Below are 25,172 nucleotides of genomic sequence, written 5' to 3' on the forward strand. Positions count from 1 at the left end.
GCCCAGAGCGGCGGGCCAGCCCAGGCACCAAAGCGGAATGTTCCATTTCCACAGGCTTCTCCGGCGATCGCGGCGGACTGGCAGACTGGCTCCGCGACGGCGCAGAGTGCGGCGCGAGGAGATCCACGCAAGGAGATCCAGATGTCCATGGCAGGGAATCTGCGGAAGGTCACGAGTCTCGGCAGGGTCGGCGGCCTCCGCAAGGTGGCACAGTTGGGGCGGCGGCGTGCGCGCGTCGATCTGAGCCACCCCGCCCGTTCGCCGCTCGGCTCCGCGGTGGTCAACTGCGTGACCTATCAGGACGGCGTGCGCGTTCCTGGGGGCGGTGATCTCGTCGAGGCCGTGGAGCGGGTCCGCAAGAGCGACGACGGTTTCGTCTGGCTGGGACTGCACGAGCCGACGGACCGGGAGATCGCGGGCATCGCCGAGCTCTTCGACCTGCACCCGCTGGCGGTCGAGGACGCCGTGGAGGCGCATCAGCGTCCGAAGCTGGAGCGGTACGGGGACACGCTGTTCGCGGTGTTCAAGACCGTCTGCTACGTCGAGCACAAGGAGTTGACGGCGACGAGCGAGGTGGTGAACACCGGCGAGATCATGGTGTTCATCGGCCCCGCCTTCGTCATCACGGTGCGGCACGGCCGGCACGGTTCGCTCGGCCCGCTGCGCGAGGAACTGGAGGCCAATCCGCAGCAGCTCGCGAAAGGGCCGGCCGCGGTGCTGCACGCGATCGCGGACCATGTGGTGGACGACTACCTCAGCGTCACGGACGCGGTGCAGGAGGACATCGACCAGGTCGAGACGGGCGTGTTCGCGGAGAACGGCGCACGGCTGGATCCGGGACGCATCTACCAGCTCAAGCGTGAACTTCTGGAGCTGAAACGTGCGGTGGCACCGTTGCACCGTCCCATCCAGGAGCTGGCCACCCGGCCGATCCGGGTGATCGACCCGGAGATACAGGCGTACTTCCGGGACGTATCCGACCATCTGCTGCGCGCCACCGAGCAGATAGCCGCGTTCGACGAGCTGCTCAACTCGATCCTGCAGGCGCATCTCGCCCAGGTGAGCGTCGCGCAGAACGAGGACATGCGGAAGATCACGGCCTGGGCCGCGCTGATCGCGGTGCCCACCATGGTCACCGGGGTCTACGGCATGAACTTCGCGTACATGCCGGAGCTGCACTGGAAGTTCGGCTACCCGCTGGTCCTCGTCGTGATAGCCGTGGCCTGTGTGGTGCTTTACCGAGGGTTCAAACGCAACGACTGGCTGTGACCCCGGCGTGGCTCCCAGCGGGTTGCCGGGTCAACGCGAGGCCGTCCTCGCGTAGACGCTCTCGACCCAGGTGGCGAGCTGATCATCCGTCAGGTGCTCGGCGAGGTCCGACTCGCTGATCATGCCGACGAGGCGCTTGTTGTGGATGACGGGAAGCCGGCGGATCTGGTGCTCCTCCATCTCGTGGAGCACGTCGCCGACATCGGCGTCCGCGTCGATCCAGCGTGGCGTGCCCTTGGCCAGGTCGCCCGCGGTCACGCGCGAGGGGTCGTGGCCCATGGCCACGCAGCCGACGACGATGTCGCGATCGGTGAGGATGCCGCACAGCCGCTCGTTCTCGTCGCTGATGGGCAGGGCACCGACGTTGAGTTCGCGCATCAGCTGGGCGGCGCGGTCCAGCGTCTCGTGGGCGGGGATCCACTGGGCACCACGGTGCATGATGTCTCCGGCGGTGGTCATGGCTACCTCCCGGGGCCGGTCGGCCGGCGCGGCACGGGACGCACCGCAGGTCCCGGCGCACTTCAATTCTCGCCGGGGCTTCGGGCGAACGCACCTGGAGCCACCGGACGGCAGGAGCGCCTCGGGGGGCGGCACGGAAGCGGCTCTCGCCGCCGGGCGGGTGTCAGCCGTTCCAGGCCGGGTGGCGGGGATCGTCCGCGCGGATCAGCACGTCGGCGACGGCGCCGGGGTCCGTCTCCGCCTCGTAGCGCTCGAACGCGGGCAGGGTCCAGTGTTCCGGCTCGGGCGTACGGCGGCGCAGCGCGCCCGGTGAGAGGAGCACGTGGACGGTCAGGTCGAAGGGGAACCAGTGCCGAAGGAGGAGGGGACCGTGGAGCAACAGCAGGCCACCGGGCGGAAGGTGGACGTAGGGGCTGCGGGTCGCACGGTCGGTGACCGGGTCCCAGAGGTCGGGCAGGACGCGGCCGTCACCGCCGGGCTCGAGGGGGCCGAAGACCTCACGCCACAGGGCGCCGGTGTCGAGCCAGCCGTCATAGTAGGAGTCCAGGTCCCGATGACCGTGCTCGAGGCGGACCGACGCGGGCCGCAGAAAGCCCTCCGCAGCGACGACGAGCGAGGGGCGGCCACGTACGCGCAGGGCGTCGGACACGCGCTGGGCGAGGTCACCGGGGCGCGCGGGCGGGGCGCCGTCGAAGGCGATGCGCGGCCAGGGGCTGCCGTCGCCCGGCTTCAGGTCGAGCAGCCGGTCGGCGAGGGTGTCGCCGAGCCGTTCCCAGGTGATCGCTTCGAGTCGCACAGGGCCCATGATGCCGCTCCACGCCGGCAAACCCACTTCACGGCTTGTCCCAGGCGGGCGGTACCGCGCTCGGCCGGAAGCGGAGCGCTGAAGCTGGGCAGGGGCCGTCGACGTCGCCCGCGGAGCCAGGTGGGAGAAGGCCAGAGGGCGAGCGGCGCCCGTTGCGGTCGGCGCCCGGATGGACGGGGAAGGAGACGGATATGGCACCGAGCCCAACTCCCTCGCCATGTGGCGCACTTCTGGTCTTCCAGCCGGTCAAGCGGCGACACTGTGCCGAGTGCCGGAGGGGACCGTTGCCGTTGCTGGTGCTGGAGGAGGGGGCGCCGTGGTGCCTGGAGTGCGCGGATCTCGGGCATCTGGTGTTCCTGCCGCGGGGTGATACGGCGCTGACCCGGCGGGCGCGGGAGGCGAGCGGCCTGTCGGCGGTGGTGGTGCGGTTCAACCGGCGCCGCGGCCGGTACGAGCGCCAGGGTGTGCTCGTCGAGGAGGCTGCGCTCGCCCTGGCCGAGGAGCGGTGCCTGGCGGACGCGGAGGCGCGGCGCAGGCGGCGGGCGCGGGACGCGCGGCGGCGGGCGGAGGAGGACGCGCGGTTCGCTCAGGCGTTCGCAGCGGAGATCCGGCGGCTGTTTCCCGGATGCCCGGCCGAGCGGGCGCGGGCGATCGCGGGGCATGCGTCGGTGCGCGGCAGTGGGCGGGTGGGGCGCAGCGCGGCGGGACGAGCCCTGTCCCCGGAGGCGGTCACGGCGGCGGTGCGGGCGTCCGTACGGCACTTGGAGACGCCGTACGACCAACTGCTGATGGACGGCGTGGCGCGGCCCGAGGCGCGACGGCGCATCGCGGCACGTGTGGAGGCGGTGCTGCGGGAGTGGAGTCTTCGAGAGGCGGCGTGATCCGGGGCCGCCCGGGTTCCGGGGAAAGCATGCGGGGAGTTGACATGATCGATGGGCCTTATTTCGTGCTGATCATGGTCGGGGTGCTCGCGGCCGGGCTGGTGGCGGGGGTGTGCTGCGCGTTCTCCACCTTTGTGATGAGGGGGCTCGGCTCGCTGCCCCCGGCGCAGGGGGTCGCCGCGATGAACGCGATCAACAGGGCCGCGATGGCACCGGCGTTCATGATCGTTTTCCTGGGGGCGGCGGTGCTGTGCGCCGTGCTCGCCGTGGTGACGGTCGTGCTCTGGCCGGACGACGGGAAGGCGGCGCTGCTGGTGGGCAGTGCCTTGTACCTCATAGGCGTCTTCGGAGTGACCGCCATGGCGAACGTCCCCCGCAACGACACCCTGCTGCGGATGGACCCCGGCTCTCCCGAGGCGGCCGTGTACTGGCGTGCGTACCTGAGGGAGTGGACGCTGTGGAACCACGTCCGGGCGGTCGCCGCGGCCGGCGCCGCGGTGTCCTACGTCCTGGCCCTCACCTGAGGCATCAGCCGTCGCGGAGGCCCCGATGGCAGGGCGCGCACGGGACCCCGGCGTCGTATCGTGGCACGAGACGATCCGGTATGGACGCAAGGGGGACGGCGATGGCCGATCCCAAGGGTTTTATGACCACACCCCGCGAGGAATGGCCCCGCAGGCCGGTCGAGGAACGGGTGCGGGACTGGAACGAGGTGTACGTCCCCGGTGCGCTGCTGCCGATCATCAGCCGGCAAGCGAACCGGTGCATGGACTGCGGGATCCCGTTCTGCCACGACGCCTGCCCGCTCGGAAACCTGATTCCCGAGTGGAACGACCTCGTCTCCCGCGAGGACTGGCGGGCGGCGAGCGACCGGCTGCATGCCACCAACAACTTCCCTGAGTTCACAGGGCGGTTGTGCCCGGCTCCCTGCGAAGCGGGCTGCGTGCTCGCCATCAACCAGCCCGCGGTCACCATCAAGAACGTGGAGGTGGCCATCGCCGACCGGGCCTGGGCGGAGGGGTTCGCACCACCGCGCCCGCCGGAGCGGCTGTCTGGGCGCACCGTCGCGGTCGTCGGATCCGGGCCCGCGGGCCTTGCCGCGGCCCAGCAGCTCACCCGGGCCGGTCACACCGTGGCCGTCTACGAGCGGGCGGACCGGATCGGGGGGCTGCTGCGATACGGGATACCGGCGTTCAAGATGGAGAAGCGGCATCTGGACCGCCGGCTGGAGCAGATGCGTGCGGAGGGGACGAAGTTCCGTACGTCCACGGTCATAGGGCAGGACATCGGGGCGGCGGAGCTGCGGTCGCGGTACGACGCCGTGGTGATCGCGACCGGCGCGACGGCCTGGCGTGAACTGGGCGTGACCGGACGCGAGTTGGCCGGAATCCATCAGGCGATGGAGTATCTGCCGCTGGCGGACCGGGTGTGCGAGGGGGATCTGGAGGTCTCGCCGCTGTCGGCGGCCGGGAAGCACGTGGTGATCGTGGGAGGTGGGGACACCGGAGCGGACTGTCTGGGGACGGCGGTGCGCGAACGGGCCGCGTCCGTGACCCAGCTCGACATCTATCCGCAGCCGGAGACGGAGCGGAACCAGGACGCCGAGCCATGGCCGACGTATCCGAAGATCTACCGGTTGTCCGCGGCGCACGAGGAGGCGCGCGATCTGCGTACGGCGCCAGCGGCGGACGCGGACGCACGGCTGTTCGCGGCGTCCACGCTCCGCTTCACGGGAGACGCGGACGGGCACGTTCGGGAGCTGCATCTGGTCGAGGTCGACGAGCGGCGCCGGCCGCTGCCGGGCTCGGATCGGACGCTGCCCGCCGACCTCGTACTGCTCGCGCTGGGGTTCTCGGGGCCCGACCGGAAGGACGGGATCATCGAGCAGCTCGGACTCGCACTCGACGCTCGCGGCACGATCGCGCGGAACGAGGACTTCGAGACGAGTGTCCCGGGCGTGTACGCCGCTGGGGACGCGGCGCGCGGGCAGTCACTGATCGTATGGGCGATCGCGGAGGGGCGGGCCGTGGCGGCGGCGGTGGACCGGCGGCTGTCCGGCGGGACGTCACGCCTGCCCGCACCGATCGGGCCGTACGACCGCCCGATGACGGCGTAAACCAGGCGGGACCCGCCGTGAACCCGGCGATGGACCCGCCGGGTGCTCGACCCGGACGACCGAGGGCGCGACCGCCACATACGGCCGTGCCTCGGCGAGCCGCGGTCGCGGCCGCTGTGGCGCCGCTGCGCCGCGCACGACGTGCCCTGGCCCTGCCGCCGGGCTATGCCTTGCGCCCCACCGCCCCATACCCCGGAATGACCCCGTCGTCCTGGCCAGGGACCGGTTCGCCGAGTTCCGGGTGCCATTTGTGGACCACCTCGACGCCGGGGTCGACGAGGTCGAGGCCGTCGAAGAAGCGGGCGAACTCCTCGCGGGAGCGGAGCGCCAGCGTGACCCCGGCCGCCTTGAGCTTCTCCGTGGCCGCCGCCGACTCCTCCGGGGTGAAGTCGGCCGTGGCGTGGGTCATCACCAGGTAGCTGCCGGAGGGCAGTTCGGACAGCAGGCGGCCGACCAGGTCGTGGGCGCCGTCCTCGTCGGAGACGAAGTGCAGCAGCGCGACAAGCGACAGCGCCACGGGCCGGGAGAAGTCCAGGACCTTCCTGGCTCCCTCGACGATGGCCGCGGGGTCCCGCATGTCGGCCTGCAGGTACTCGGTCGCGCCCTCGGGCGTGCTGCGCAGCAGGGCAGCCGCGTGGGCCAGCACGATCGGGTCGTTGTCGCAGTAGACGACGCGTGCCTCGGGCGTGATCCGCTGGGCTATCTGGTGCAGGTTCGGTTCGGTCGGGATGCCGGTGCCGATGTCCAGGAACTGCCGCACGCCGTTGTGGGCCAGCCAGCGTGTGGCGCGGTGCATGAACGCGCGGTTGACGCGTGCCATCACCGGCACCCTCGGGTCGAGGGCGAGCATCTGCCGGCCCATCTCCTCGTCGACGGGGTAGTTGTCCTTCCCGCCGAGGTACCAGTCGTACATGCGCGCGGGGTGCGGCTTGCTCGTATCGATGACGACGGCGTCCTGGGCGGGGTCCTGCCCGGTCATGAGGAACTCCGTAAGTGTCTGGGGAACTCAGTGGTCAACTGAACGCCAAGTTAGTGATGCGGATAACAACGTGGGGACAACAAGGTGGTTATGACAGCAGGAAGTCCGCCTCTCCCGCCTTGGCCCCCTCGATGAACGCGGTCATCTCGTCGGAGGTGTAGATCAGCGCGGGCCCATCCGGGTCCGTGGACTGGCGGACGGCGATCCGGCCGTCGGGGAGCTTCATCGCCTCCAGGCAGTTGCCGCCGTTGCCTCCGCTCCACGGCTTGTGCCAGCCCTCGCTGCCTAGTTCACGGGCCGGCATGCCGTTGTAGACGCGTTTGCGCGGCTTGATGCGGTCCATTCACAGCTCCTTGCGGAGATCCTCGAGGATCTCCTTCGTGCGTTGTGCAGGGGCGGCCTGGGCCGCCATGCGGTCCATGACCTCGAGGTGGGTCGCCACCTCGGCGCGCGCGTCCAGGTAGACGGCGCCGGTCAGGTACTCGCTGTAGACCATGTCCGGCAGTTCTGACATGGCGAACCGGAACAGGACGAAGGGCCCGTAGGTGCCGGGGTGCGGGCCCGAGGAGAACTCCAGCACCTGCAACGTCACATGGGGCAGTCGCGTGACCTCCAGCAGCCGTTCGACCTGGGCCCGCATGACCGCCGGACCGCCGACAGGGCGGCGCAGCGCGGTCTCTTCCATCACGACCCAGATACGGGGCGCGTCGTCGCGCGTGAGCAGTTCCTGACGCTGCATGCGCAACGCCACATGACGCTCGATGTCCTCGGGTCTGGTCTGCCCGATGGCGCCCGACTTCAGGACGCCCCGGGCGTACTCCTCGGTCTGCATGAGGCCGGGTACGAAATGGGGCTCGTACTGGCGGATGAGCGCGGCAGCGCCCTCCAGGCTGACGTACATCGAGAACCAGCCCGGGAGAATGTCGTGAAACCGCTGCCACCAGCCCGGCCTGTTGGCCTCCTCGGCCAGTTGGACGAAGGCCTCGGCCTCCTCGTCGCTCACCCCGTATGCCTTCAGCAGGAGTTGCAGGTAGGGGATTTTGAGGGCGACCTCGGCGGTCTCCATGCGGCGCACGGTGGCGGATGCGACGCGCAGGATGCGCGCGGCCTCCTCTCGCTTGAGGCCCGCACGTTCACGCAGGTCCAGCAGGCGTCGGCCGAGGACCACCTGACCGACCGTCGGCGCCGAGCGCGGCTCGCTCACCTCGCACCTCCTCCCGTCCTTGTGGCGCTGATTGCCCGGGCGGCACCGTTCGAACTCTTTCCGCACCGCCGCCCACACACGTTCGATTACGGTTCACGGACTTTCGACGCGGGCTCCGGACTCTGGCGTCCGCACTTCACATCCCAACTGGCGTCGTTCGGCGTGCCGTTGCGAGCAGTGTGCCATGCCCCTTCTCGGAGTCACACAGCACTCTGCAATTTTCAGAGTGACCCTTGCCAAGTGTCCATGTCACGGCGATAGTGGCAAGCGTGATTCCGCCCGCGTCGTTAGGGACAGACGCCCCCGCAGACCGGTCCGGCCTGGGTGGCGCCTCCGGGCTGCGCCCCGGCGCGGCCGCCGAACGCCGGTTCCGCTTCGAGCTGGCCGCGCACCCGGCCTCCGTGGCACGGGCCCGGCAGCTGACGCGTGCCCGGCTGGCCGGTTGGGCGGTGTGCGAAGACACGTGCGACACTGCCGCACTGGTCGTCTCCGAACTGGTGACCAACGCGATCGTGCACACCGCTGGGGAGCACGTCGTATGTGAACTGCACGACGAGGACGACCTGCTGCGCATAGCCGTGCGCGACGAGGGTTGCGCCCCCGGCGAGCCGCGGCCCGGTCGGCAGCGCCCCGAGGAGGAGCACGGTAGGGGATTGCTTCTCGTCGCGGCTCTGTGCCGCGCCTGGGGCGCCCAGGAGGCGGGGCCCGGGTTGCTGGTCTGGGCGGAACTGGCACGCGAGGCCGAGCAGTCGGCGCCCGCCCGACTCCCCCGCTCGACGCAGCCGTCCCGGGACCTGTCGTGTTCCGGCGACAGGTCCCGGGCGCGGGAGGAGGCGATGCGGCCCGCTCCCGGCAGGGAAGGCGCGACGGCGCGGTCCGACCCGGGGTGGAGCGCCAAGAAGCCACCCGCGGACGGCGGGGCGCGCTTCGATCTCGGCTGGAGTGCCAAGCGGCTCCCCGCGGACGGTCGGGGTTCCGAGGCGGAGCCGTTCCTTGGGACGGGGACCGCATGGGTGTGAGGGGGACGCATACCGCGGGCCATGGGGTCACCCGGGTCCTGACCCTGGACTCGCTGGCCCGTCTCCACCGGGCGCGGCGGGCGTCCGGCGCGGCGTCCAGCCGGCTCCCTCTGCCCGACGGCATGACCGTCCCGCTCGGCTGCGATGCTGTGGCCGTGCCCGCTCGCTACGGGCCCCTGGTGCTGTCCAGGCTGCCGCGGCTGGGCTGTGTGTACGCCGACCGGGCCGACTGGTGGTGGATCGTGCCGTCCGACTCCGACGTCGCCCTGGACTGGCCGGCACCCGCCCGCTACGCCCGCGGCGCGCTCGTCCCGGACGCGGAGAGCGTTCCCGAACTCATCCGCCGCGCGGACGACAGCGTGCCGTACACACCGCCGATCCCCCTGTATCTGGCGCTGTGCCGGATCACGGGCACTCCTCCGGCCTGGGCACGCCCGATCAGCGCGTGACCGTACGGCCGCCCCACGACCTCGGGCCGCGCACAACGGCATGACGCACGCACGCGCGCCTTGCGAATGCACGCGGGGTGCCCCTGACGCTTGCATGCGGGGGTCTCCCAGACGGTTGCAGGCGGGGGTGCCCTAGACGGTTGCAGGCGTGCTGCTCACGGCTGCAGACGTGCCGCTGACGACTGAGGCGTGCCCCTGACGACTGAGGCGCGCCGCCCACGACTGCGTCGCGTACGCGCCCCTGTCGAACCCGACCGGTGCGGCGGTCACTCGGCGGCGTCGGCCCCCCGCACGACCACCAGGAACGCGTCCGTCATGAGGTCCATCACGACCTCCGCGGGCTGCCCCTCCAGGCGCCGCGACTGCGCGAACTCCTCCGCCGGCCACGAGCCCCGCGGCCCGCCGGCGGGGAAGCGCGCCAGCACTGTTCGCCCGTTCACCCTGCACCTCCTTGCAACGCCGTGTCTCGGCGAGCCGATCACGGTCGGCTCCTAGAGTTAAACGCATGCGCCTGGGTGAACGGCGCGTTAAGTGACGCTACTGAGACGCATTTGACACGCGGTCCATGCGAAATCGGGGCGAATTCATTGGAACAGCCTGATTTGTCGGAGGCTCGGGCCTTTCGCGCGACGGCCACGACCGCGAGGATGCCGCGACCGCGACCGCGGCGCTGCCAGGTACCGGGTGCCGGGCGCCGGGCGCCGGATAGTCCCCCTGGAAGCCGCGACGGCTTGCGCTACACCGCCAGGGGCAGCCGCGGGGACTCCTCCGTGCCCAGGCCGGCACGCGCGCGGCGCTCGGCGAGTTCGTCGAGCAGTTCGGCGAGCCGTTGGCGGTGCCGGGGCGTGAGGCGTCCGCTGTCGTCCAGGTGCACGGCACACGCGGTGGTGGTGTCGACGAGTCGTTCGAGCGTGGCGGCCACCTCGTCCGTGCCCTCGGTGTGGCGGGCGAGGGCGGGGTGCTCGGCGGCGGCGAGGTCGATCGCGAGGCGGGCCTCGGCGAGCGCGCGGTAGGCCTCGCGGCGCAGCGCCCAGCGCCCGGCGCGGTCGTGCTCCCGGGTCAGGACGTGCGCGAGGTAGGCGTGTGCGGCGTCCACCGCGCGTACCAGCCGGGCCCGTACCGTGCCGCCGCGCTGCCCCGGCGCCGGCAGGTGCCCGACGAGCAGCACGATCGCGCAGGCCAGCAGCGTCTCCCCGATGCGGCTCCAGGAGGCCTGCGACTCGCCGCCGACCATGACCAGGGCGAGGACGAGGACGGTGACGACGGCGGTCTGCGCGGCGAAGTGCCGTGTGGCGACCGGGATGAGCGCCCCGCACAGCGCCACGATCGTGACGAGCCCAGCGGGCCGGGGCACGACGGCGGCGAGGGCGGCGAAGACGACGGCACCCAGCACCGTCCCGGCCGCCCGGCACAGCACACGGGAGACCAGCGGCCCGAGGTCGGGCTTGACGAGGAAGACGGCGGTGGCGGGCAGCCAGTACCAGTGGGTGTGGTGCCCGTACCAATGGGTGCGATGCAGGGCCTGCGCGATGGCGGCGCTGGCGCCGAAGCTGAGGGCGACGCGGAGTCCGTACTCGCGTCCCCCGGCGCCGAGGACGGTGCGCAGCACCGAGGCGGCGGTACGGCGCCGGGCGTGCAGGCCGCGTCCGTCGTCGCCCCGGTCGAAGGTGTCGGCGGCGTGCAGGAGGGCGTCGTCGAGGGCGCGCAGCGCGGGGGCGTTGCGGGTCGGCGCGGGCAACGGTCCGGTGTGCGTGTTGCCGCGCACGGCGGCAGCGAGGCGGCGCGGCCCCTGCGCTGCCCGCGCGGGAACGGCGTCCCCGGCCCAGGCGAGCGCGGTGGCGGCCTCGGCGAGAGGGAGAGCGGCGGCGTACTGCGCGTGCAGGCGCCGTTCGGCGGAGGAGGACGCGTACCGACGCAGCCGGGGGCCGGCGAGGGCATCCTGGGCGTGGTCGAGGGCGGCGGTCAGGGCCGCCCTCCGCGCGGTGGCGTCCGGGGTGCCGGTGGCGAGGAGCAGGTCGGCGATGGCGTCGTACACCCCGGCGACGGCGTCGCGTTCCCCGTCGAAGCGGTAGTCGCCGGTGGTCGCGCCGGGCGTGGGCAGCGCCAGGCGCAGCGCGAGCAGCCAGCCGGCGCCGGCGAGGAAGGCGAGGGCCCGCTGCCAGCCGCTCTCGGGCAGCGGCATCCCGGCGCCGATGGCGGCGCCGACGAGCAGTTGCGTACCGGCCCCCGAGGCGACGGGCCCCACGGCGCTGACGGCTCCGGCGACGAGTCCGAGGACGGTGAGCACAAGAGTGAGGAGGACGGCTTCGGTGTGCTGCCCGGCGTACGTCCCGGCGAGCAGCCCGCAGGCTCCCGCGAGTGCGGGCACCCCGAGCCGCTGCACGGAGGTCCGCCGGCTGCCGGGCCGGTCGTTGATCCCGGCGAGCATGGCCCCGAGGGCGGCGAGGACACCGGCCGACGTACGCCCGACGAGCAGGGCGGCCGACAGCAGCGGCCCCGCGGCGAGCGCACCGCGCACGACGGCGCTCCAGGGCACGGGACCGCGCTGGGCGCGCAGGGCGTGGGCGAGCCAAGGCGGCAGGGCGAACACGGGACGCGACACAGGGCTCCTGTCCGGACGAGGGCGGGGGTGTGCCTTCGGGCGACGGTGGCCGGGCGGTGTGGAGTCCACGGTAGGGCGTGTTCTTGGAACGAAAAGGACGTGAGCGTTTCGGCGGTGTGAAAGGGCGGGCGGGGGGCGTGTTCTTTATGAACGCAACCCCACGCCGCCGACGGCGTCACTCACACCCGGATGAGTGCCTCTGCCGCAGCGACCGACCGGGTCAGCGACTCCGGGTCCGGGCCAAGGCCCGCGATGATGTCGTCAGCCGCTCTGAGCCCCGCACGGTCCACGAGTCGTTTTTCGTTGGTCACCCATTCCCCGCGCGAAGCGAGAACAGCATGTGCCGCTTGGGCGGTTGCCACCGCGACGGCACCGGCGACCTCCGTCCGCCGCCCGGCCGGGGCGTGGTTGGCCTTGGCGTATGCGAGCGTCGCCCGTGCCGTTCCGAGCCATCGCGCGTACGCGCTCGTGCGCAGCTTCTCCGGGTAGCGGGCGGGGCGTGGGACCGCTCCGCGCAGGACGCGGTTGACGGCCAGTTCGGCCACCAGCAGGTACGTCGGGATTCCGGCCAGATGGAACAGCAGCGGCTCGACCTGGAACCGCCCCTCTTCCGCGTCCGTGAGGACGCGGTCGACAACGTCCAGGTCCCGGTAGTGGATGTCCACGCGGCGGCCCTCGATCGTCAGCCAGGCGCCGCCGTTGAAGACGCCGCCGCCCCAGCCGCCGATCTCCGAGACCTCGCCCTCCCAGCCGACGGACCGAAGGTCGTCGGGGTCGAACGGGCCCCGGTAATAGACGGCCAGATCCCAGTCGCTGGCCGGGGTGTGGGTGCCCTGGGCGCGGGAGCCGCCGAGGGCGACGGCACGGACCGCGGGGAGGGCGGCCAGGCGGTCCGCCACGGCGCCGAGGAACGTGTCGTCGTCTTCGGTCACCGTCTGCGTCACCGAGGCGTTCTCGTTCACCCGGCCCCCTTCGTCGCAGGTACGACGCCCACGCTAGTCCGGCGGGAGCGGTACGTCGCCGGGATTTCGAGCGGTTGCGGTGGCGGGACCGTCCTGCCTCACCCCCGTCCCCACACCCTCCGTTTCGGCAGTGGCCTCGCCCAGCTGCCCGCCCGGCTCGTGCTCAGGCCCAAGGAGACCAGGGACTCCGCGAGCTTCACCGCCGCGGCCACCCCGTCGACCACCGGAAGCCCCAGCTTCTCCCCCACCGCCCGCTGCAGCCCGGTCATCCCGGCGCAGCCCAGGACCAGGACCTCGGCGCCGGCCGCGCGGGCCCGTTCGGCGGCGGTCACGAAGGCCTCCTCGGTGCGGGCCGTGTCGCCGAGGTCGAGGACGCCGATGCCGGTGCCGACCACGGCGGCGCAGTTCTGCAGGACGCCCGCCGTGTACAGGCTGTCCTCGATCTGCCCGCACGAGCGTTCCAGGGTGGTGACGACTCCGTACCGCCGCCCGAGCAGGCACGCCAGGTGGGCGGCGGCTTCGGTGATGTCGACGACCGGCACGTCCAGCAGTTCCCGCGCGCCCTCGCGGCCGTGCTCTCCGAAGCCCGCCATGACCACGGCGTCGCACGGGCCCTCGTAGGTGCGCAGTGCGTCGAGGACGGCGGCGGCCGAGAGGTAGCTGTCGAGCCAGCCCTCCGCGGACTCGGGCCCCCATGCGGGGGTCAGTCCGGTCACGGTGGTGCCCGGGCCGGCGGCGGCCCGGGCACCACGGAGGATCTCCTCGGTCATCTCCTGCGTGGTGTTGCAGTTGGTGACGACGATCCGCACGCTCAGCCCTCCACGAGGGCTGCGGCCGGAGCGACGGCCGGAGCGGTGCGCTCGGATCGGCACAGCACCAGGTACAGCGCCGCGGACAGCGCGGTCCCGATGAACCACGAGTACGGGGCCACGGCGCTGAAGTCCTTGACCAGCGCAAGCACCGCCGCGACCGCCGCCGAAGGCAGGAACGCCCACAGCGCCTTGGGGTTGACCCCCTTGCGGTAGTAGTAGCGGGACCCGGGTTCGGCGCTGAAGAGCTGGTCGACGTCGATGCGGCCGCGCTTCACCCAGTAGTAGTCGAGCATGATCACACCGAACAGCGGGCCGAGGAAGGCGCCGAGGCCGCCGAGGAAGTAGTTGACGACGGTGGGGTTGGAGAAGAGGTTCCAGGGGGTGACGACCAGCGCGGCGACCGTGCTGATCATGCCGCCGACCTTGAAGCTGATCTTCTGCGGCCAGACGTTGGCCAGGTCGTAGGCGGGTGAGACGAAGTTGGCGACGATGTTGACGCCCATGGTGGCGACGGCGAAGGTGAAGGCCGCCAGGACCAGCACCCAGGTGTTGCCGATCTTCGCGACGAGCATCGCCGGGTCGGTGATGGCCTCGCCGAACACCTTGATGGAACCGGCCGTGACGATGACCGACACGATCACGAAGGCCGTCGAGTTGACCGGCAGGCCCCAGAAGTTGCCGCGCTTGACGGTTGTGTAGCCGGGTGCGAAGCGGGAGAAGTCGCAGAAGTTGAGCATCAGGGTGCCGTAGGTGGCGAGGATGAGCCCGACGGCGCCGAACCACTGCCGCCACTGCTCGCCCACGGAGACCGGGTGAGGCGTGGAGGTGAGCGAGATGCTCCAGTCGGCCTTCGCGAGGATCCAGACCGCCAGCGCGATCATCACCAGCCAGATGGCGGGACCGCAGAAGTCCTGGAACTTCCGTACCGACTCCATGCCCCGGCTGATGATCAGCGCCTGGATCAGCCACAGGGCGACGAACGACGTCCAGCCGAGCGCGTTGAGGCCGAGGAAGGAGTGGTGGGTCCACGACGTGAGGCCCGGCCAGGCCGCGAGCAGCATGACGTTGACGGCGACGGACGCGAGGTAGGTCTGGATGCCGTACCACATGATGGCGATCACGGCCCTGATCAGGGCGGGGATGTTGGCGCCCCAGACCCCGAAACTGATCCGGCTGACGACCGGGAACGGGACCCCGTGCCGCTGGCCGATCCTGCCCATCATGTTCATCCCGAGGTAGATGAGGACGAAGCCGACGAGCAGGGAGGTGAAGATCTGCCAGACGTTCATGCCGAGGACCAGCAGGCCGGCGGCGAAGGTGTAGTTGCCGAGGTTGTGGACGTCGGACATCCACATGGCGAACAGATCGAAGACCTTCCACTTACGCTCGGCGGCGGGTGCGAGGTCTTCGTTGGTGAGGCGGGGGTCGGGGACGAACGCTGGGGCGCCGGTGGCTTCGGCGCGGTCGGCGAGGGACACGGGGCCTCCATGGGCGAGGGGACGGAGGGGCCTTTCAGTACGATCCGTGCGGGTCGATGGTGGGGAGGGGACGTCCGGGTGAGGGCCGGATGCCGGTGCGGTCCCGGTGAGGTCAGGGTGCTGGGTGAGGGACCGGGTGCCGGTGCTCCTCGAGCAGGAACCAGGGCGAGTTGTTTGGTATACCAAACTGCCGTCATGGTCTCGCCGTCAACCGTTCCGACCGATGTCCGTCTCGTTACGGCTCCGTAAAACACCCTCCGAGTCCGCGAAGATGACCCCATGACGAAGATCGAACCCCTGGGTGCGGTGCGCGAGCGGGTGCTCGCCACACTGCGGCAGGAGATCATCGCGGGGCGGCTGCGCCCGGGCGACCGCCTCGTCGAGCGCGAGCTCGCCGAGCGGTTCGGGGTCTCGCGCGTCCCGGTCCGGGAGGCGATCCGCGCACTGGTCGCCGAGGGGTTCGTGCTCTTCGAGACACCGCGCAGAACCGTTGTGCGGCGGCTGACCCCGACCGACGTCAAGGAGCTCTTCGAGCTGCGCGAGGCCCTCGAGGTCTACGCGGCCGGGCTCGCCTCGGCCCGGGCGGGCGAGAAGGACCTCGCGGAACTGGCGGAGCTGCTGGACCAGGCGGCGGCCGCGACCGCCGCCGGCGACGCCGAGACGATCACGGACATCAACACCCGTTTCCACGACCGGATCCTCGCCATGGCCGGCAACAGCCTGCTGATCTCGGTCATGGAACCGGTCGACGGACGACTGCGCTGGCTCACCCGCCAGAACGAGGAGTGGCCCCAGCTCCTGACCGAACACCGCGAGCTGTACGAGGCGATCGCCTCCGGCGACCCGGACCGGGCCCGCGCCCACGCCCTCGCCCATGTGCGCGCCAACTACCGCTCCACGGTGCGGCACCTGTTCGGAGACGGGGAGCTGCCCTAGGTGTATGGAGCCGCGTGAACGACCGTGCGGGTCAATACACCTAAGGACCTGTCGTCTACGGCTTGGCCGGCAGCCCCGCCGCGTCCGCCGCCGTGCGCAGTACGTCCCGCAGCATCCGGGGCGTGAGCCGACCCGTGAAGGTGTTGCGCTGGCTGACGTGGAAGCAGCCGAACAGTTCCAGTCCTTCCAGTGACACCCGGGCCCCGTGCCCGAAGGCGGGCCGCGGCCGGGGTATGGCCCAGCCGGCCTCACCGAGCGCGGTCAGCGCGGCCTGCCAGCCGAAGGAGCCGAGCGCGACCACGGACCGGAGCGACGGACGCAGCAGCCGCAGCTCCTGCACGAGCCACGGTCGGCAGGTGTCCCGTTCCTCGGGCGTCGGCTTGTTGGCGGGCGGAGCGCAGTGCACGGGCGCGGTGACGCGTACGCCGTACAGCTCCAGGCCGTCGTCGGCGGACACCGACGTGGGCTGCGACGCCAGACCCACGTCGTGCAGCGCCGCGTACAGCACGTCCCCGGACCGGTCTCCGGTGAACATGCGGCCGGTCCGGTTTCCGCCGTGGGCCGCGGGGGCGAGACCGATGACGAGCAGCCGGGCGTCCGGTGGCCCGAAGCCCGGCACCGGCCGCCCCCAGTACGTCCAGTCGGCGAACGCGGCCCGCTTGGTGGCGGCCACCTCCTCGCGCCATGCGACCAGGCGCGGGCAGGCACGGCATCCCGTGATCCGCTCGTCCAGCCGGGCGAGGCTGCTGCTGTCCATACCTCCACGGTAGGGCCGGGCGACGGAGCCCCGGAGCGGCACCCCGCTGCCTGGCTTTCACCGCGGAAACGGCGTCCGGTCCACGGGGCTCGGCGAGCTAAGGTCGGGAGCATGGCTTCTGAAGGTGCGGACCACGAGACGACGGGCGGGACCGAGGGGACCCGCGCGGCTGCGACAGGCCGGAACTCCGGGGTGCGCCCCGGTGACGAGGCGGACCGGCGGGACTCCGGCACGGACGCGGACGTCCGAGCCGCCGACGCCCAGCCCTCCCCGCAGCCGGCGGACGCCGAACCGACCGCCGTGGACCCGAAGACCGCCGCCGCGGTGGCCGCCGCCGAGGCGGCCGGCCCGGGGAACGGCGAGAGCGTCCGCATCGACAGCTGGATCTGGTCCGTACGGCTCGTCAAGACCCGCTCGATCGGCGCCGCCGCCTGCAAGGGCGGGCACGTGCGGGTGAACGGCGAGCGCGTGAAGCCCGCGTACAACGTGCGCATCGGCGACGAGGTGCGCCTCAGGCACGAGGGCCGGGAGCGGGTCGTCGTCGTCAAGCGTCTGATCCGCAAGCGCGTCGGCGCCCAGGTGGCCGTGCAGTGCTACATCGACAACAGCCCGCCCCCGCCGCCCCGCGAGGCGATCGCCCCGGCAGGTGTCCGCGACCGTGGCACGGGCCGGCCCACCAAGCGCGACCGCCGCGAGATCGAACGCCTCCGCGGCCTGGCCTCGGCCGCGGGCGGCGGCTTCGCGAGCGGCCTGGGCACCCAGGGCCGGCCCGGTGGCCGGAGCCGGCCCAAAGGTGGGAGCTGAGCTACCCCGCCCGCACCGCCCTCACCCATATCCGGTCGTCCGTCAGATACCTGTCCACGCGCAGTCCCGCCTCCGCCAGCGCCTCCTCGAACTGCTGTCTGCTCAAGGGCCGGGAGAGGAACGTCTGAGTCCAGGTCGCGTCCGGGAATTCGTACTCCGCGCGCACCGAGTTGACCCCGTCCCCCACCGGCTCCGCGGACACGATCCGTACCGTGAAGCCGCTCGGGTCGACCCGTTCACGTGGCAGGTTCGTGTGGTAGTCCTCGCCCTCCCTCTGGATCAGCACGCACCCGCCGTCGGCCACGTGCCGGGCGCAGGTCCGCAGCAATCGTCTGCGCACCCCGACGTCGCCGGCGTGCACGAGGAACGACGCGAGCAGCACCACGTCGAACGTCTCGCCCAGGTCCAGGACCTCGATCGGGCTGCATATCGTGCGTGCGCCGCGCACCCGCTCGAGCATCTGCGGTGACTCGTCCACCGCGGTGACCGTGAGACCGCGCTCCAGCAGCGGATGGGTCATCCTCCCCACCCCGCTGCCCAGTTCCAGGATGTGCGCCCCCGCCGGTACGGCCGCGGCGACGATGTCCGGCTCGTCCCCGGGCGGTAATCGTGAGTACAGCTCGACGGCACAGCCGTCGGGTGTGATCACGCCGGGGCCCGTGCCCCTGTAACCGGTCCGCATCCTCTGCTCCATGCCCGTCCAACGGGCCGCCGCGAGTGTCCCGTTCCCGGTCCGCCGTCACCCGATGGGGTGAAACGTTCGAAGGTCGAACGGCGTCACAGCGCGAACCAGCCGTGGCCCCCGTACCAGTGCCCGCCCGACCGCAGATGATCCCCCACCGCCCGCTCCACGCTGCTCCGCCGGGGCAGCTCACCGACCGGCAGCTCCGGGTCGCCGAAGACGAAGCCGACCGGTAGACCGTCGTCCGGTGTCGTGTCCTGGTAGGCGAGTTCGAATCGGTTCTGGAAGCGGACGATGTTGGAGTCCGCCGGAAGATACCGCTTGAGCTGGGGATCGAGCAGCCAGGAGTGGCACACGGCGATCTCATGCCGCTCGTCGGGGTAGTGCCGTGCGAAGAATGCCCGCGCCAGCGTCAGGGACCGCTCGCAGGCGGACGGCGACAGCGGGCCGCTGAAGTCGGGTATGTGCAGGCTCAGACAGAGGTCGCCGGGCCCGTGCGCCCGGCCCGCCGCCGCGACGGCCCGACCCGTGCGCTGTCCCAGCCGCGCCCGCTGGAACTGCAGCCGCCCCAGTTGGAACAGCTCCCCATGAAAGTGGAGCGCGATCCACCAGGGGAACAGCAACCCGCCCGTGCCACGGCGTCGGCGGTGCACCGCCATGTGCCGGCCGAGGTCGGCGAGCGTGCGCCGGGACACCTCCTCCGGGATGCCGCGCTCGCGGTGGTACGCCCGCACGTACGGCAGCGCCGCGACGAAGACGTACACGGGGAAGAGCCGTCCGAGCGGCCCCGCCGACGCGGGGAACTGCGGTGGCTCCCAGCCCTTGCCGATCTCCCCCATGTCCCGTACCAGGCGGGCGACGCACCGCTCCAGCAGCGTCGTCGCCTCCGGGTCCTGGCCGAGCCGGGCGCGCTGGGCGACGAGTTCGTTGATGTCCTCGTGGGGCACGGACAGGTCGAGCAGCACGTCGGGCAGCTCGTCCGCGTCGGGCAGGGTGGCCTGGACGCGTGTGTCACCGTCGCTGTCGAGGTGCCTCAGCCACTCGGCGAGCCGCGCGTCCGCCCGCAGCGTTTCCAGCAGCACCGTCGCCTCCCCGCACGGACCCGGTCCCGCTGCTGTTCGCGGACGCCCGGACCCGGTCGCCGTCCCATGGTGAACGTGCACCACGAAGGGTACTGGTGGCTTGAGGAGCAGTGAGAGCGATGCGTACGGGCAGTGAACCGACGACGGCGCGCAGTGCGCTGCGGGCCCGCTTCTGGCTGAGCCTGTGGGGCCTGGTGTGGGCCACCTTCGGCACGGTCGTGTTCGTGCTCCTCGGCCGGCTGGGCTGGGCGGCCGCGTGCGGTGCGCTGTGGCTGGTCGTGGCCGCGGACATGACCGTGATCGTGCGGCACATCCGTCAGGGCCCGCACTGGCAGCCCGGCCGTGATGTCCCGCCGTACCCGCCGCCTGAGCGCCGCGGCCGGTAGCCACTGAGAGGATCCTCTCGGCGGTGCGGTCCGCAGATGCGCGTGCCGGGTCCCGCGAGGCCGAGCTGATCCGGAAGGCAGGCCTTTAGGAGTCGAAGCGTGCCGCCTTCAGGTACTGAGGGTTCGGGTCCAGTGCGGCGGCCAGGCGGAAGTGCCGCTTCGCCTCGTCGGGCCGGGCCTGGCGCTCGTAGGTGCGGGCGAGTGCGAAGTGCGCGTACGCGTTGTCCGGCTCGCGTTCCAGCACGATGCTGAACTCCAGCTCGGCCGGTCGTAGTTGCGCGGCGGCGAAGAAGGCACGCGCGCGAAGCAGCCGGGCGGCGGTGTTCTCGGGGTGGGCGGCGATCACGCCGTCGAGCAGCTTGACCGCGCCCCGCGGGTCCCGTGCGGCGAGGAGTTGTTCCGCGGCGCGGAAGTCGATGACATGCGTTTCCGGAGTGGGTCCGGTGGAATCGCTGGTCTCGGGCACGGCAGAGTCCTTCCCTTGCTGCGCCGGTTCAACGCCCCCGCGGGCCGACGCTATTCCTGTGAACGGTGCGCTCTGCGGACGAGTTCCTCCCATACGTCCCTTACGCGCTGCTTCAGCTGCTCGAGGGGCACATCGTTGTCGATCACGATGTCCGCGACTTCCAGGCGCTTCTGGCGTGGGGCCTGGGCGGCCATACGGGCGCGCGCGTCCTCCTCGGTCATACCGCGCAGGCGGACCAGCCGGTCGAGCTGGGTGGCGGGGCTCGCGTCGACGACGATCACGACGTCGTAGAGCGGGGCCAGCCCGTTCTCGGCGAGGAGGGGGACGTCGTGGACGACCACGGCGTCGTCGGGAGCGGTGGTCTCCAGTTCGCGGGAGCGGGCGCCCACCAAGGGGTGCACGATCGAGTTCAGGACCGCCAGCTTGTCCGGGTCGGCGAAGACGATGGAGCCCAGCCTCGGGCGGTCCAGGCTGCCGTCCGCGGTGAGGATGCACTCGCCGAACGCCTCGACGACCGCCGCGAGCCCGGGGGTGCCCGGAGCGACGACCTCGCGCGCGATGCGGTCCGCGTCGATCAGTACGGCCCCGCACTCCACGAGCAGCCGCGACACCTCGCTCTTGCCGGCGCCGATACCGCCGGTCAGGCCCACCTTCAGCATGCCGGGAAGCTTACGGCCTGCCACTGACGGTACCGATGGCAGGCCGTGGGTCGAGCTCTCCGCCTCGGGCTCAGCTGTCGCCCTCGCGCTCCGCCAGGAAGCGCTCGAATTCCTGTCCGATCTCGTCCGCGGACGGGATCTCCATGGGCTCGGCGAGCATGTTGCCGCGGGTCTCGGCACCCGCGGCGGCGTCGTACTGGTGCTCGAGCCCCTGGACGAGCCGCACCAGGTCCTCGTCACCCTCCCGGATCTGCCGCTCGATCTCCGTCTGCGTGCGGTGCGCGTCGTTGCGCAGGGAGTGCGCGATGCCCGGCAGGACGAGTCCGGTGGCGGCCGTGATGGCCTCCAGGACGGTGAGCGCGGCGTCCGGATACGGGGAGCGGGCGATGTAGTGGGGGACGTGCGCGGCGACGCCCAGGACGTCGTGTCCGGCCTCAGCGAGCCGGTACTCGATCAGGGACTCGGCACTGCCCGGTACCTGCGCCTCCTCGAAGGGGCTGCGGTGGCCGGGTACCAGGTCGGTGCGGTTGCCGTGCGGGGTGAGGCCGACCGGCCGGGTGTGCGGCACGCCCATGGGGATGCCGTGGAAGTTCACGGACAGCCGGACGCCGAGCCGCTCCACGATCTGCCCCACGGCGGCGGCGAACCGCTCCCACTCCACGTCCGGCTCGGGCCCCGACAGCAGCAGGAAGGGCGCTCCGGTGGCGTCCTGCAGGAGGCGCACCTCGATGCTGGGGACCTCGTAGTCGCTCCAGCGGTCGCGCCGGAAGGTGAGCAGGGGACGGCGGGCGCGGTAGTCCACGAGCCGGTCGTGGTCGAAGCGGGCCACGACCTGCTGGGGCAGCGCGTCCAGGAGCCCGTCGACGATCAGGTCGCCGGTCTCGCCCGCGTCGATGTATCCGTCGAAGTGGTAGAGCATGACCAGTCCGGCCGATTCCTGGGCGAGCGCCATGTCGACGACGGCGAGGCCCTTCGGCTCCCATGCGTACAAACCCTGCGGATCAAGCACTGTAGACCGCTCCTCCTCGTGTTCGTACGGCACAACGCGGGGCGGGGCACGGTCATTCCCGGTCCGTGCACCGGCAGTACGGCCGTCACAGCCGACAGTGGCCGGCCCCGGAAACGCGACTGAGGGCCCGCCCCACAGGGGACGGGCCCTCAGTCATCGGCTAACGCCTAGCCGCGAGCGTTCAGCTCTGGCCGCCGGCCAGCTTCTCGCGCAGGGCCGCCAGCGCCTCGTCCGACGCCAGGGCGCCGGAGTTGTCGCCGCCCTCGGAGGAGTACGAACCGCCGGTCGCGGCCGGAGCGGCGGCCTCGCCACCCTCGGCAGCGGCAGCGGCGTCCGCCTCGCGGGACTTGATGACCTGCTGCTGGTGCTGCTCGAAGCGGGTCTGCGCCTCGGCGTACTGGCGCTCCCACTCCTCGCGCTGCTTCTCGTAGCCCGGCAGCCAGTCGTTGGTCTCCGGGTCGAAGCCCTCGGGGTAGATGTAGTTGCCCTGGTCGTCGTAGGACGCGGCCATGCCGTACAGGGTCGGGTCGAACTCGACGGCGGTCGGGTCGGCACCGAAGGACTCGTTGGCCTGCTTCAGGGACAGCGAGATCCGGCGACGCTCGAGGTCGATGTCGATGACCTTGACGAAGATCTCGTCGTTGACCTGGACGACCTGCTCCGGGATCTCCACGTGGCGCTCGGCCAGCTCGGAGATGTGGACCAGACCCTCGATGCCCTCGTCCACGCGGACGAACGCACCGAACGGAACCAGCTTCGTGACCTTGCCGGGCACGACCTGGCCGATCTGGTGGGTGCGGGCGAACTGCTGCCACGGGTCTTCCTGGGTCGCCTTGAGCGACAGGGAGACACGCTCGCGGTCCATGTCGACGTCGAGGACCTCGACGGTGACCTCCTGGCCCACCTCGACGACCTCGGACGGGTGGTCGATGTGCTTCCAGGAGAGCTCAGAGACGTGGACCAGACCGTCGACGCCACCCAGGTCCACGAAGGCACCGAAGTTGACGATCGAGGAGACGACGCCGGACCGGACCTGACCCTTCTGCAGGGTCGTGAGGAAGGTCTGGCGGACCTCGGACTGGGTCTGCTCGAGCCAGGCGCGGCGGGACAGAACCACGTTGTTGCGGTTCTTGTCCAGCTCGATGATCTTGGCCTCGAGCTCCTTGCCGACGTACGGCTGAAGGTCGCGGACGCGGCGCATCTCGACCAGGGAGGCCGGGAGGAAGCCGCGGAGGCCGATGTCGAGGATGAGACCACCCTTGACGACCTCGATGACGGTACCGGTGACGATGCCGTCCTCTTCCTTGATCTTCTCGATGGTGCCCCAGGCACGCTCGTACTGGGCGCGCTTCTTCGAGAGGATCAGGCGGCCTTCCTTGTCCTCCTTCTGGAGGACCAGAGCCTCGATCTCGTCGCCCACGGCGACGACCTCGTTCGGGTCGACGTCGTGCTTGATCGACAGTTCGCGGCTCGGGATGACACCTTCGGTCTTGTAACCGATGTCGAGCAGGACCTCGTCCCGGTCGACCTTCACGATGACGCCGTCGACGATGTCGCCGTCGTTGAAGTACTTGATCGTCTCGTCGATCGCTGCGAGGAACGCTTCCTCGTTACCGATGTCGTTGACCGCTACCTGCGGGGTGGTGGCGGTGGTCTCGGTGCTGCTCGTCATGTGGAAAAGGGCTCCGGTACGGACATTGAAGTCGTAGGTACTGCTCACGCTGGAGCCCGTTTCGCTCTGCAGAAGCCGGACAGCCAAGGAAGCGCCCCACCAGCCAACCGGTGATGGCGCCTCGACAACCGAGGGGACATACAACAGATGCGAGCGCAGCCTGCTACGTCTGAGGTGCGCAGGCCCGCAGCGCAACTTGTAGCATACGGGGGCAGCCGGACAGGGTCAATGCGCGAAGGCGCACACCCGGGGCGGATCGCCGCATTCCCGGCACAAGTCACCGTGCGACACCGGCCGCACCCGGCCGATGCCACGGGACCGTGCAGGCCACAAGACCCTTTTCCGTGACACCGCCGCGTCAGGCTGGACGGAAGAGTACGACGAGGGAGCCCATCATCCAAGAGCCCGAACAGTTCGAACCGGAAGCCACCCGACGCGCGGCGGGTGTCACGGAGAGTTCCCGGGCCAACCGGGGCTGGTGGGACCGGAACGCGGACGAGTACCAGATCGAGCACGGCACGTTCCTCGGCGACGACCGCTTCGTCTGGGGGCCCGAGGGCCTGGACGAGGTCGAGGCCGAGCTCCTCGGCCCGCCCGAGGACCTGAAGGGCAAGGACGTCCTGGAGATCGGTGCCGGCGCGGCACAGTGCTCCCGCTGGCTCGCCGGGCACGGCGCCCGCCCGGTGGCCCTCGACCTCTCCCACCGCCAGCTCCAGCACGCCCTGCGCATCGGCGCCGGCTTCCCCCTGGTGCAGGCGGACGCCTGTGTCCTGCCCTTCCGGGACGCCTCCTTCGACCTGGCGTGCTCGGCGTACGGGGCGCTGCCCTTCGTGGCGGACCCGCGTCTGGTGCTGCGCGAGGTGCACCGGGTGCTGCGCCCCGGCGGCCGTTTCGTGTTCTCGGTGACCCACCCCATCCGCTGGGCGTTCCCGGACGAGCCGGGGCCGGAGGGTCTCGCGGTCTCGGCCTCCTACTTCGACCGCACTCCGTACGTGGAGCAGGACGAGGAGGGCCGGGCGGTGTACGTCGAGCACCACCGCACGCTCGGCGACCGGGTGCGGGACGTCGTGACGTCCGGCTTCCGGCTCGTCGACCTGGTCGAGCCGGAGTGGCCGGCCTGGAACACGTCCGAGTGGGGCGGGTGGTCGCCGCTGCGTGGCGGGCTGATCCCGGGGACGGCGATCTTCGTGTGCGAACGGGGCTGAGGCACTTAGGGAGCGGTTCCGGCCAATCTGCGGGGGTGGCGGCCGTGCGCGTATGCCGGCCGTACCGGCAGGGCACAAACGATGAGTCGACATGTCGCCCTCGAGGTCGCGCTCGGCGGTGCCGGCGGTGGGGGGTACGCGTATGCACGTCTGCCCGGTCTGCCGGCGAGGGGACAGGACCACCCGGCTCCGCACGTACTGGAGGACGCTGTCGCCCGAGGCGCGCGCCGGGGCACCGCACCTCGCGCGGCCCGCACTGGACGAGGAGCGCTGGGCGGCGCCGTTCGGGCTCCTGACCGTGGGTTGCGCCCTGCTCGTGTCGGAGGTGTGGCTGGGGTTCGTCGGGCTGGCCGGCGGGGGCCTGTGGCTGGTGTCCCTGCGCGGCAGCGTCGCGCAGGCGGCGCGGCAGCGGGCCGACTGGCGCCGGCAGCTGTTCTGCCTGCGCTGCCGGCACGTCTTTCTTCCGTGACGCGGCCGCC

Annotated in this window: 28 protein-coding genes; 11 read left to right on the forward strand and 17 right to left on the reverse strand. The window is 71.4% G+C overall.

The features are described from left to right. Positions 1-141: 141 nt before the first annotated feature. Positions 142-1,269, forward strand: a complete 1,128-nt coding sequence (corA, locus tag ACIRC0_RS12875) for a magnesium/cobalt transporter CorA (RefSeq protein ID WP_403615078.1) — start codon at positions 142-144, stop codon at positions 1,267-1,269. Positions 1,270-1,299: 30 nt separating this feature from the next. Here corA and ACIRC0_RS12880 read toward each other — a convergent pair whose 3' ends face one another. Then, positions 1,300-1,728, reverse strand: coding sequence for a CBS domain-containing protein (locus tag ACIRC0_RS12880; protein WP_200416819.1), 429 nt, complete (start codon positions 1,726-1,728; stop codon positions 1,300-1,302). A gap of 163 nt (positions 1,729-1,891) precedes the next feature. Then, positions 1,892-2,533: a uridine kinase gene (locus ACIRC0_RS12885; RefSeq protein WP_403615082.1), complete on the reverse strand. Its 642-nt coding sequence runs from the start codon at positions 2,531-2,533 to the stop codon at positions 1,892-1,894. 191 nt (positions 2,534-2,724) lie between these two features. Between ACIRC0_RS12885 and ACIRC0_RS12890 the strand changes: the two genes are divergently transcribed. The 3 genes from ACIRC0_RS12890 to ACIRC0_RS12900 all read left to right on the forward strand — a co-directional run bounded on the left by ACIRC0_RS12890 (position 2,725) and on the right by ACIRC0_RS12900 (position 5,530). Further along, the gene (locus ACIRC0_RS12890) at positions 2,725-3,414 is read left to right on the forward strand and encodes a DUF2293 domain-containing protein (RefSeq protein WP_403615085.1); all 690 of its coding nucleotides are present in this window, start codon (positions 2,725-2,727) and stop codon (positions 3,412-3,414) included. Positions 3,415-3,458: 44 nt separating this feature from the next. Beyond that, complete coding sequence (locus ACIRC0_RS12895) at positions 3,459-3,938, forward strand: DUF1772 domain-containing protein (protein WP_403615088.1); 480 nt, start codon at positions 3,459-3,461, stop codon at positions 3,936-3,938. A gap of 101 nt (positions 3,939-4,039) precedes the next feature. Continuing rightward, positions 4,040-5,530 (forward strand): glutamate synthase subunit beta, encoded by a 1,491-nt coding sequence (locus tag ACIRC0_RS12900; RefSeq protein ID WP_403615090.1) that lies wholly within the window; start codon positions 4,040-4,042, stop codon positions 5,528-5,530. 163 nt (positions 5,531-5,693) lie between these two features. Here ACIRC0_RS12900 and ACIRC0_RS12905 read toward each other — a convergent pair whose 3' ends face one another. The 3 genes from ACIRC0_RS12905 to ACIRC0_RS12915 form a co-directional block, all read right to left on the reverse strand. Beyond that, positions 5,694-6,509 (reverse strand): SAM-dependent methyltransferase, encoded by an 816-nt coding sequence (locus tag ACIRC0_RS12905; RefSeq protein WP_403615093.1) that lies wholly within the window; start codon positions 6,507-6,509, stop codon positions 5,694-5,696. 88 nt (positions 6,510-6,597) lie between these two features. Further along, complete coding sequence (locus ACIRC0_RS12910) at positions 6,598-6,852, reverse strand: DUF397 domain-containing protein (RefSeq protein ID WP_403615096.1); 255 nt, start codon at positions 6,850-6,852, stop codon at positions 6,598-6,600. Beyond that, positions 6,853-7,713 (reverse strand): helix-turn-helix domain-containing protein, encoded by an 861-nt coding sequence (locus tag ACIRC0_RS12915; protein WP_403615099.1) that lies wholly within the window; start codon positions 7,711-7,713, stop codon positions 6,853-6,855. A gap of 260 nt (positions 7,714-7,973) precedes the next feature. Here ACIRC0_RS12915 and ACIRC0_RS12920 point away from each other — a divergent pair, with 260 nt between their 5' ends. Continuing rightward, on the forward strand, positions 7,974-8,732 hold the full coding sequence (locus ACIRC0_RS12920; RefSeq protein ID WP_403615101.1) for an ATP-binding protein: 759 nt from the start codon (positions 7,974-7,976) through the stop codon (positions 8,730-8,732). Next, positions 8,723-9,181, forward strand: a complete 459-nt coding sequence (locus tag ACIRC0_RS12925; protein ID WP_403615104.1) for a hypothetical protein — start codon at positions 8,723-8,725, stop codon at positions 9,179-9,181. The genes ACIRC0_RS12920 and ACIRC0_RS12925 overlap by 10 nt, the downstream gene beginning before the upstream one ends. A 266-nt stretch (positions 9,182-9,447) precedes the next feature. Here ACIRC0_RS12925 and ACIRC0_RS12930 read toward each other — a convergent pair whose 3' ends face one another. From ACIRC0_RS12930 to ACIRC0_RS12950, 5 genes are all read right to left on the reverse strand, one after another. Beyond that, positions 9,448-9,621: a hypothetical protein gene (locus ACIRC0_RS12930; RefSeq protein ID WP_403615107.1), complete on the reverse strand. Its 174-nt coding sequence runs from the start codon at positions 9,619-9,621 to the stop codon at positions 9,448-9,450. A gap of 296 nt (positions 9,622-9,917) precedes the next feature. Then, complete coding sequence (locus ACIRC0_RS12935; protein ID WP_403615109.1) at positions 9,918-11,783, reverse strand: FUSC family protein; 1,866 nt, start codon at positions 11,781-11,783, stop codon at positions 9,918-9,920. A gap of 179 nt (positions 11,784-11,962) precedes the next feature. Further along, a complete protein-coding gene (locus tag ACIRC0_RS12940) occupies positions 11,963-12,745 on the reverse strand; it encodes a nucleotidyltransferase family protein (RefSeq protein ID WP_403615111.1) in 783 nt (260 codons plus the stop codon). A 98-nt stretch (positions 12,746-12,843) separates the two neighbouring features. Continuing rightward, positions 12,844-13,554: an aspartate/glutamate racemase family protein gene (locus tag ACIRC0_RS12945; RefSeq protein WP_403615113.1), complete on the reverse strand. Its 711-nt coding sequence runs from the start codon at positions 13,552-13,554 to the stop codon at positions 12,844-12,846. A 2-nt stretch (positions 13,555-13,556) separates the two neighbouring features. Further along, positions 13,557-15,035 (reverse strand): NCS1 family nucleobase:cation symporter-1, encoded by a 1,479-nt coding sequence (locus tag ACIRC0_RS12950; protein WP_403615116.1) that lies wholly within the window; start codon positions 15,033-15,035, stop codon positions 13,557-13,559. Between the two features lie 279 nt (positions 15,036-15,314). Between ACIRC0_RS12950 and ACIRC0_RS12955 the strand changes: the two genes are divergently transcribed. Next, positions 15,315-15,971, forward strand: coding sequence for a GntR family transcriptional regulator (locus ACIRC0_RS12955; protein ID WP_403615118.1), 657 nt, complete (start codon positions 15,315-15,317; stop codon positions 15,969-15,971). A gap of 55 nt (positions 15,972-16,026) precedes the next feature. On the opposite strand, the gene ACIRC0_RS12960 is transcribed toward ACIRC0_RS12955, so the two are convergent. Further along, positions 16,027-16,728, reverse strand: a complete 702-nt coding sequence (locus tag ACIRC0_RS12960) for a uracil-DNA glycosylase (protein ID WP_403615120.1) — start codon at positions 16,726-16,728, stop codon at positions 16,027-16,029. Between the two features lie 111 nt (positions 16,729-16,839). On the opposite strand from ACIRC0_RS12960, the gene ACIRC0_RS12965 reads away from it, so the two are divergent. After that, complete coding sequence (locus ACIRC0_RS12965; protein ID WP_403615122.1) at positions 16,840-17,532, forward strand: RNA-binding S4 domain-containing protein; 693 nt, start codon at positions 16,840-16,842, stop codon at positions 17,530-17,532. A gap of 1 nt (position 17,533) precedes the next feature. Here the strand turns inward: ACIRC0_RS12965 and ACIRC0_RS12970 are convergent, their stop codons facing one another. Further along, positions 17,534-18,214 (reverse strand): class I SAM-dependent methyltransferase, encoded by a 681-nt coding sequence (locus tag ACIRC0_RS12970; protein WP_403615125.1) that lies wholly within the window; start codon positions 18,212-18,214, stop codon positions 17,534-17,536. Between the two features lie 95 nt (positions 18,215-18,309). Further along, positions 18,310-19,296 (reverse strand): acyltransferase domain-containing protein, encoded by a 987-nt coding sequence (locus ACIRC0_RS12975; protein WP_403615128.1) that lies wholly within the window; start codon positions 19,294-19,296, stop codon positions 18,310-18,312. Between the two features lie 119 nt (positions 19,297-19,415). On the opposite strand from ACIRC0_RS12975, the gene ACIRC0_RS12980 reads away from it, so the two are divergent. After that, positions 19,416-19,682 carry a DUF6343 family protein gene (locus tag ACIRC0_RS12980; protein WP_403615131.1) on the forward strand — a complete coding sequence of 89 codons (267 nt, stop codon included), beginning with the start codon at positions 19,416-19,418 and terminating at the stop codon, positions 19,680-19,682. Positions 19,683-19,767: 85 nt separating this feature from the next. Here ACIRC0_RS12980 and ACIRC0_RS12985 read toward each other — a convergent pair whose 3' ends face one another. The 4 genes from ACIRC0_RS12985 to rpsA all read right to left on the reverse strand — a co-directional run bounded on the left by ACIRC0_RS12985 (position 19,768) and on the right by rpsA (position 23,488). After that, a complete protein-coding gene (locus tag ACIRC0_RS12985; protein WP_366027749.1) occupies positions 19,768-20,148 on the reverse strand; it encodes a tetratricopeptide repeat protein in 381 nt (126 codons plus the stop codon). 50 nt (positions 20,149-20,198) lie between these two features. Beyond that, on the reverse strand, positions 20,199-20,807 hold the full coding sequence (gene coaE / locus ACIRC0_RS12990; RefSeq protein ID WP_403615135.1) for a dephospho-CoA kinase: 609 nt from the start codon (positions 20,805-20,807) through the stop codon (positions 20,199-20,201). Between the two features lie 70 nt (positions 20,808-20,877). After that, positions 20,878-21,816, reverse strand: coding sequence for a PAC2 family protein (locus ACIRC0_RS12995; protein ID WP_403615138.1), 939 nt, complete (start codon positions 21,814-21,816; stop codon positions 20,878-20,880). Positions 21,817-21,997: 181 nt separating this feature from the next. Beyond that, positions 21,998-23,488: a 30S ribosomal protein S1 gene (gene rpsA, locus ACIRC0_RS13000; protein WP_403615140.1), complete on the reverse strand. Its 1,491-nt coding sequence runs from the start codon at positions 23,486-23,488 to the stop codon at positions 21,998-22,000. A gap of 344 nt (positions 23,489-23,832) precedes the next feature. Between rpsA and ACIRC0_RS13005 the strand changes: the two genes are divergently transcribed. After that, positions 23,833-24,693 (forward strand): class I SAM-dependent methyltransferase, encoded by an 861-nt coding sequence (locus ACIRC0_RS13005; protein WP_403615143.1) that lies wholly within the window; start codon positions 23,833-23,835, stop codon positions 24,691-24,693. Positions 24,694-24,835: 142 nt separating this feature from the next. Next, positions 24,836-25,162 (forward strand): hypothetical protein, encoded by a 327-nt coding sequence (locus tag ACIRC0_RS13010; RefSeq protein WP_403615145.1) that lies wholly within the window; start codon positions 24,836-24,838, stop codon positions 25,160-25,162. The last annotated feature ends 10 nt before the right edge of the window (positions 25,163-25,172 follow it).

Source organism: Streptomyces sp. NPDC093984, from assembly GCF_044764595.1.
In the GTDB taxonomy this organism is placed as follows: Bacteria; Actinomycetota; Actinomycetes; order Streptomycetales; family Streptomycetaceae; genus Streptomyces; species Streptomyces cynarae.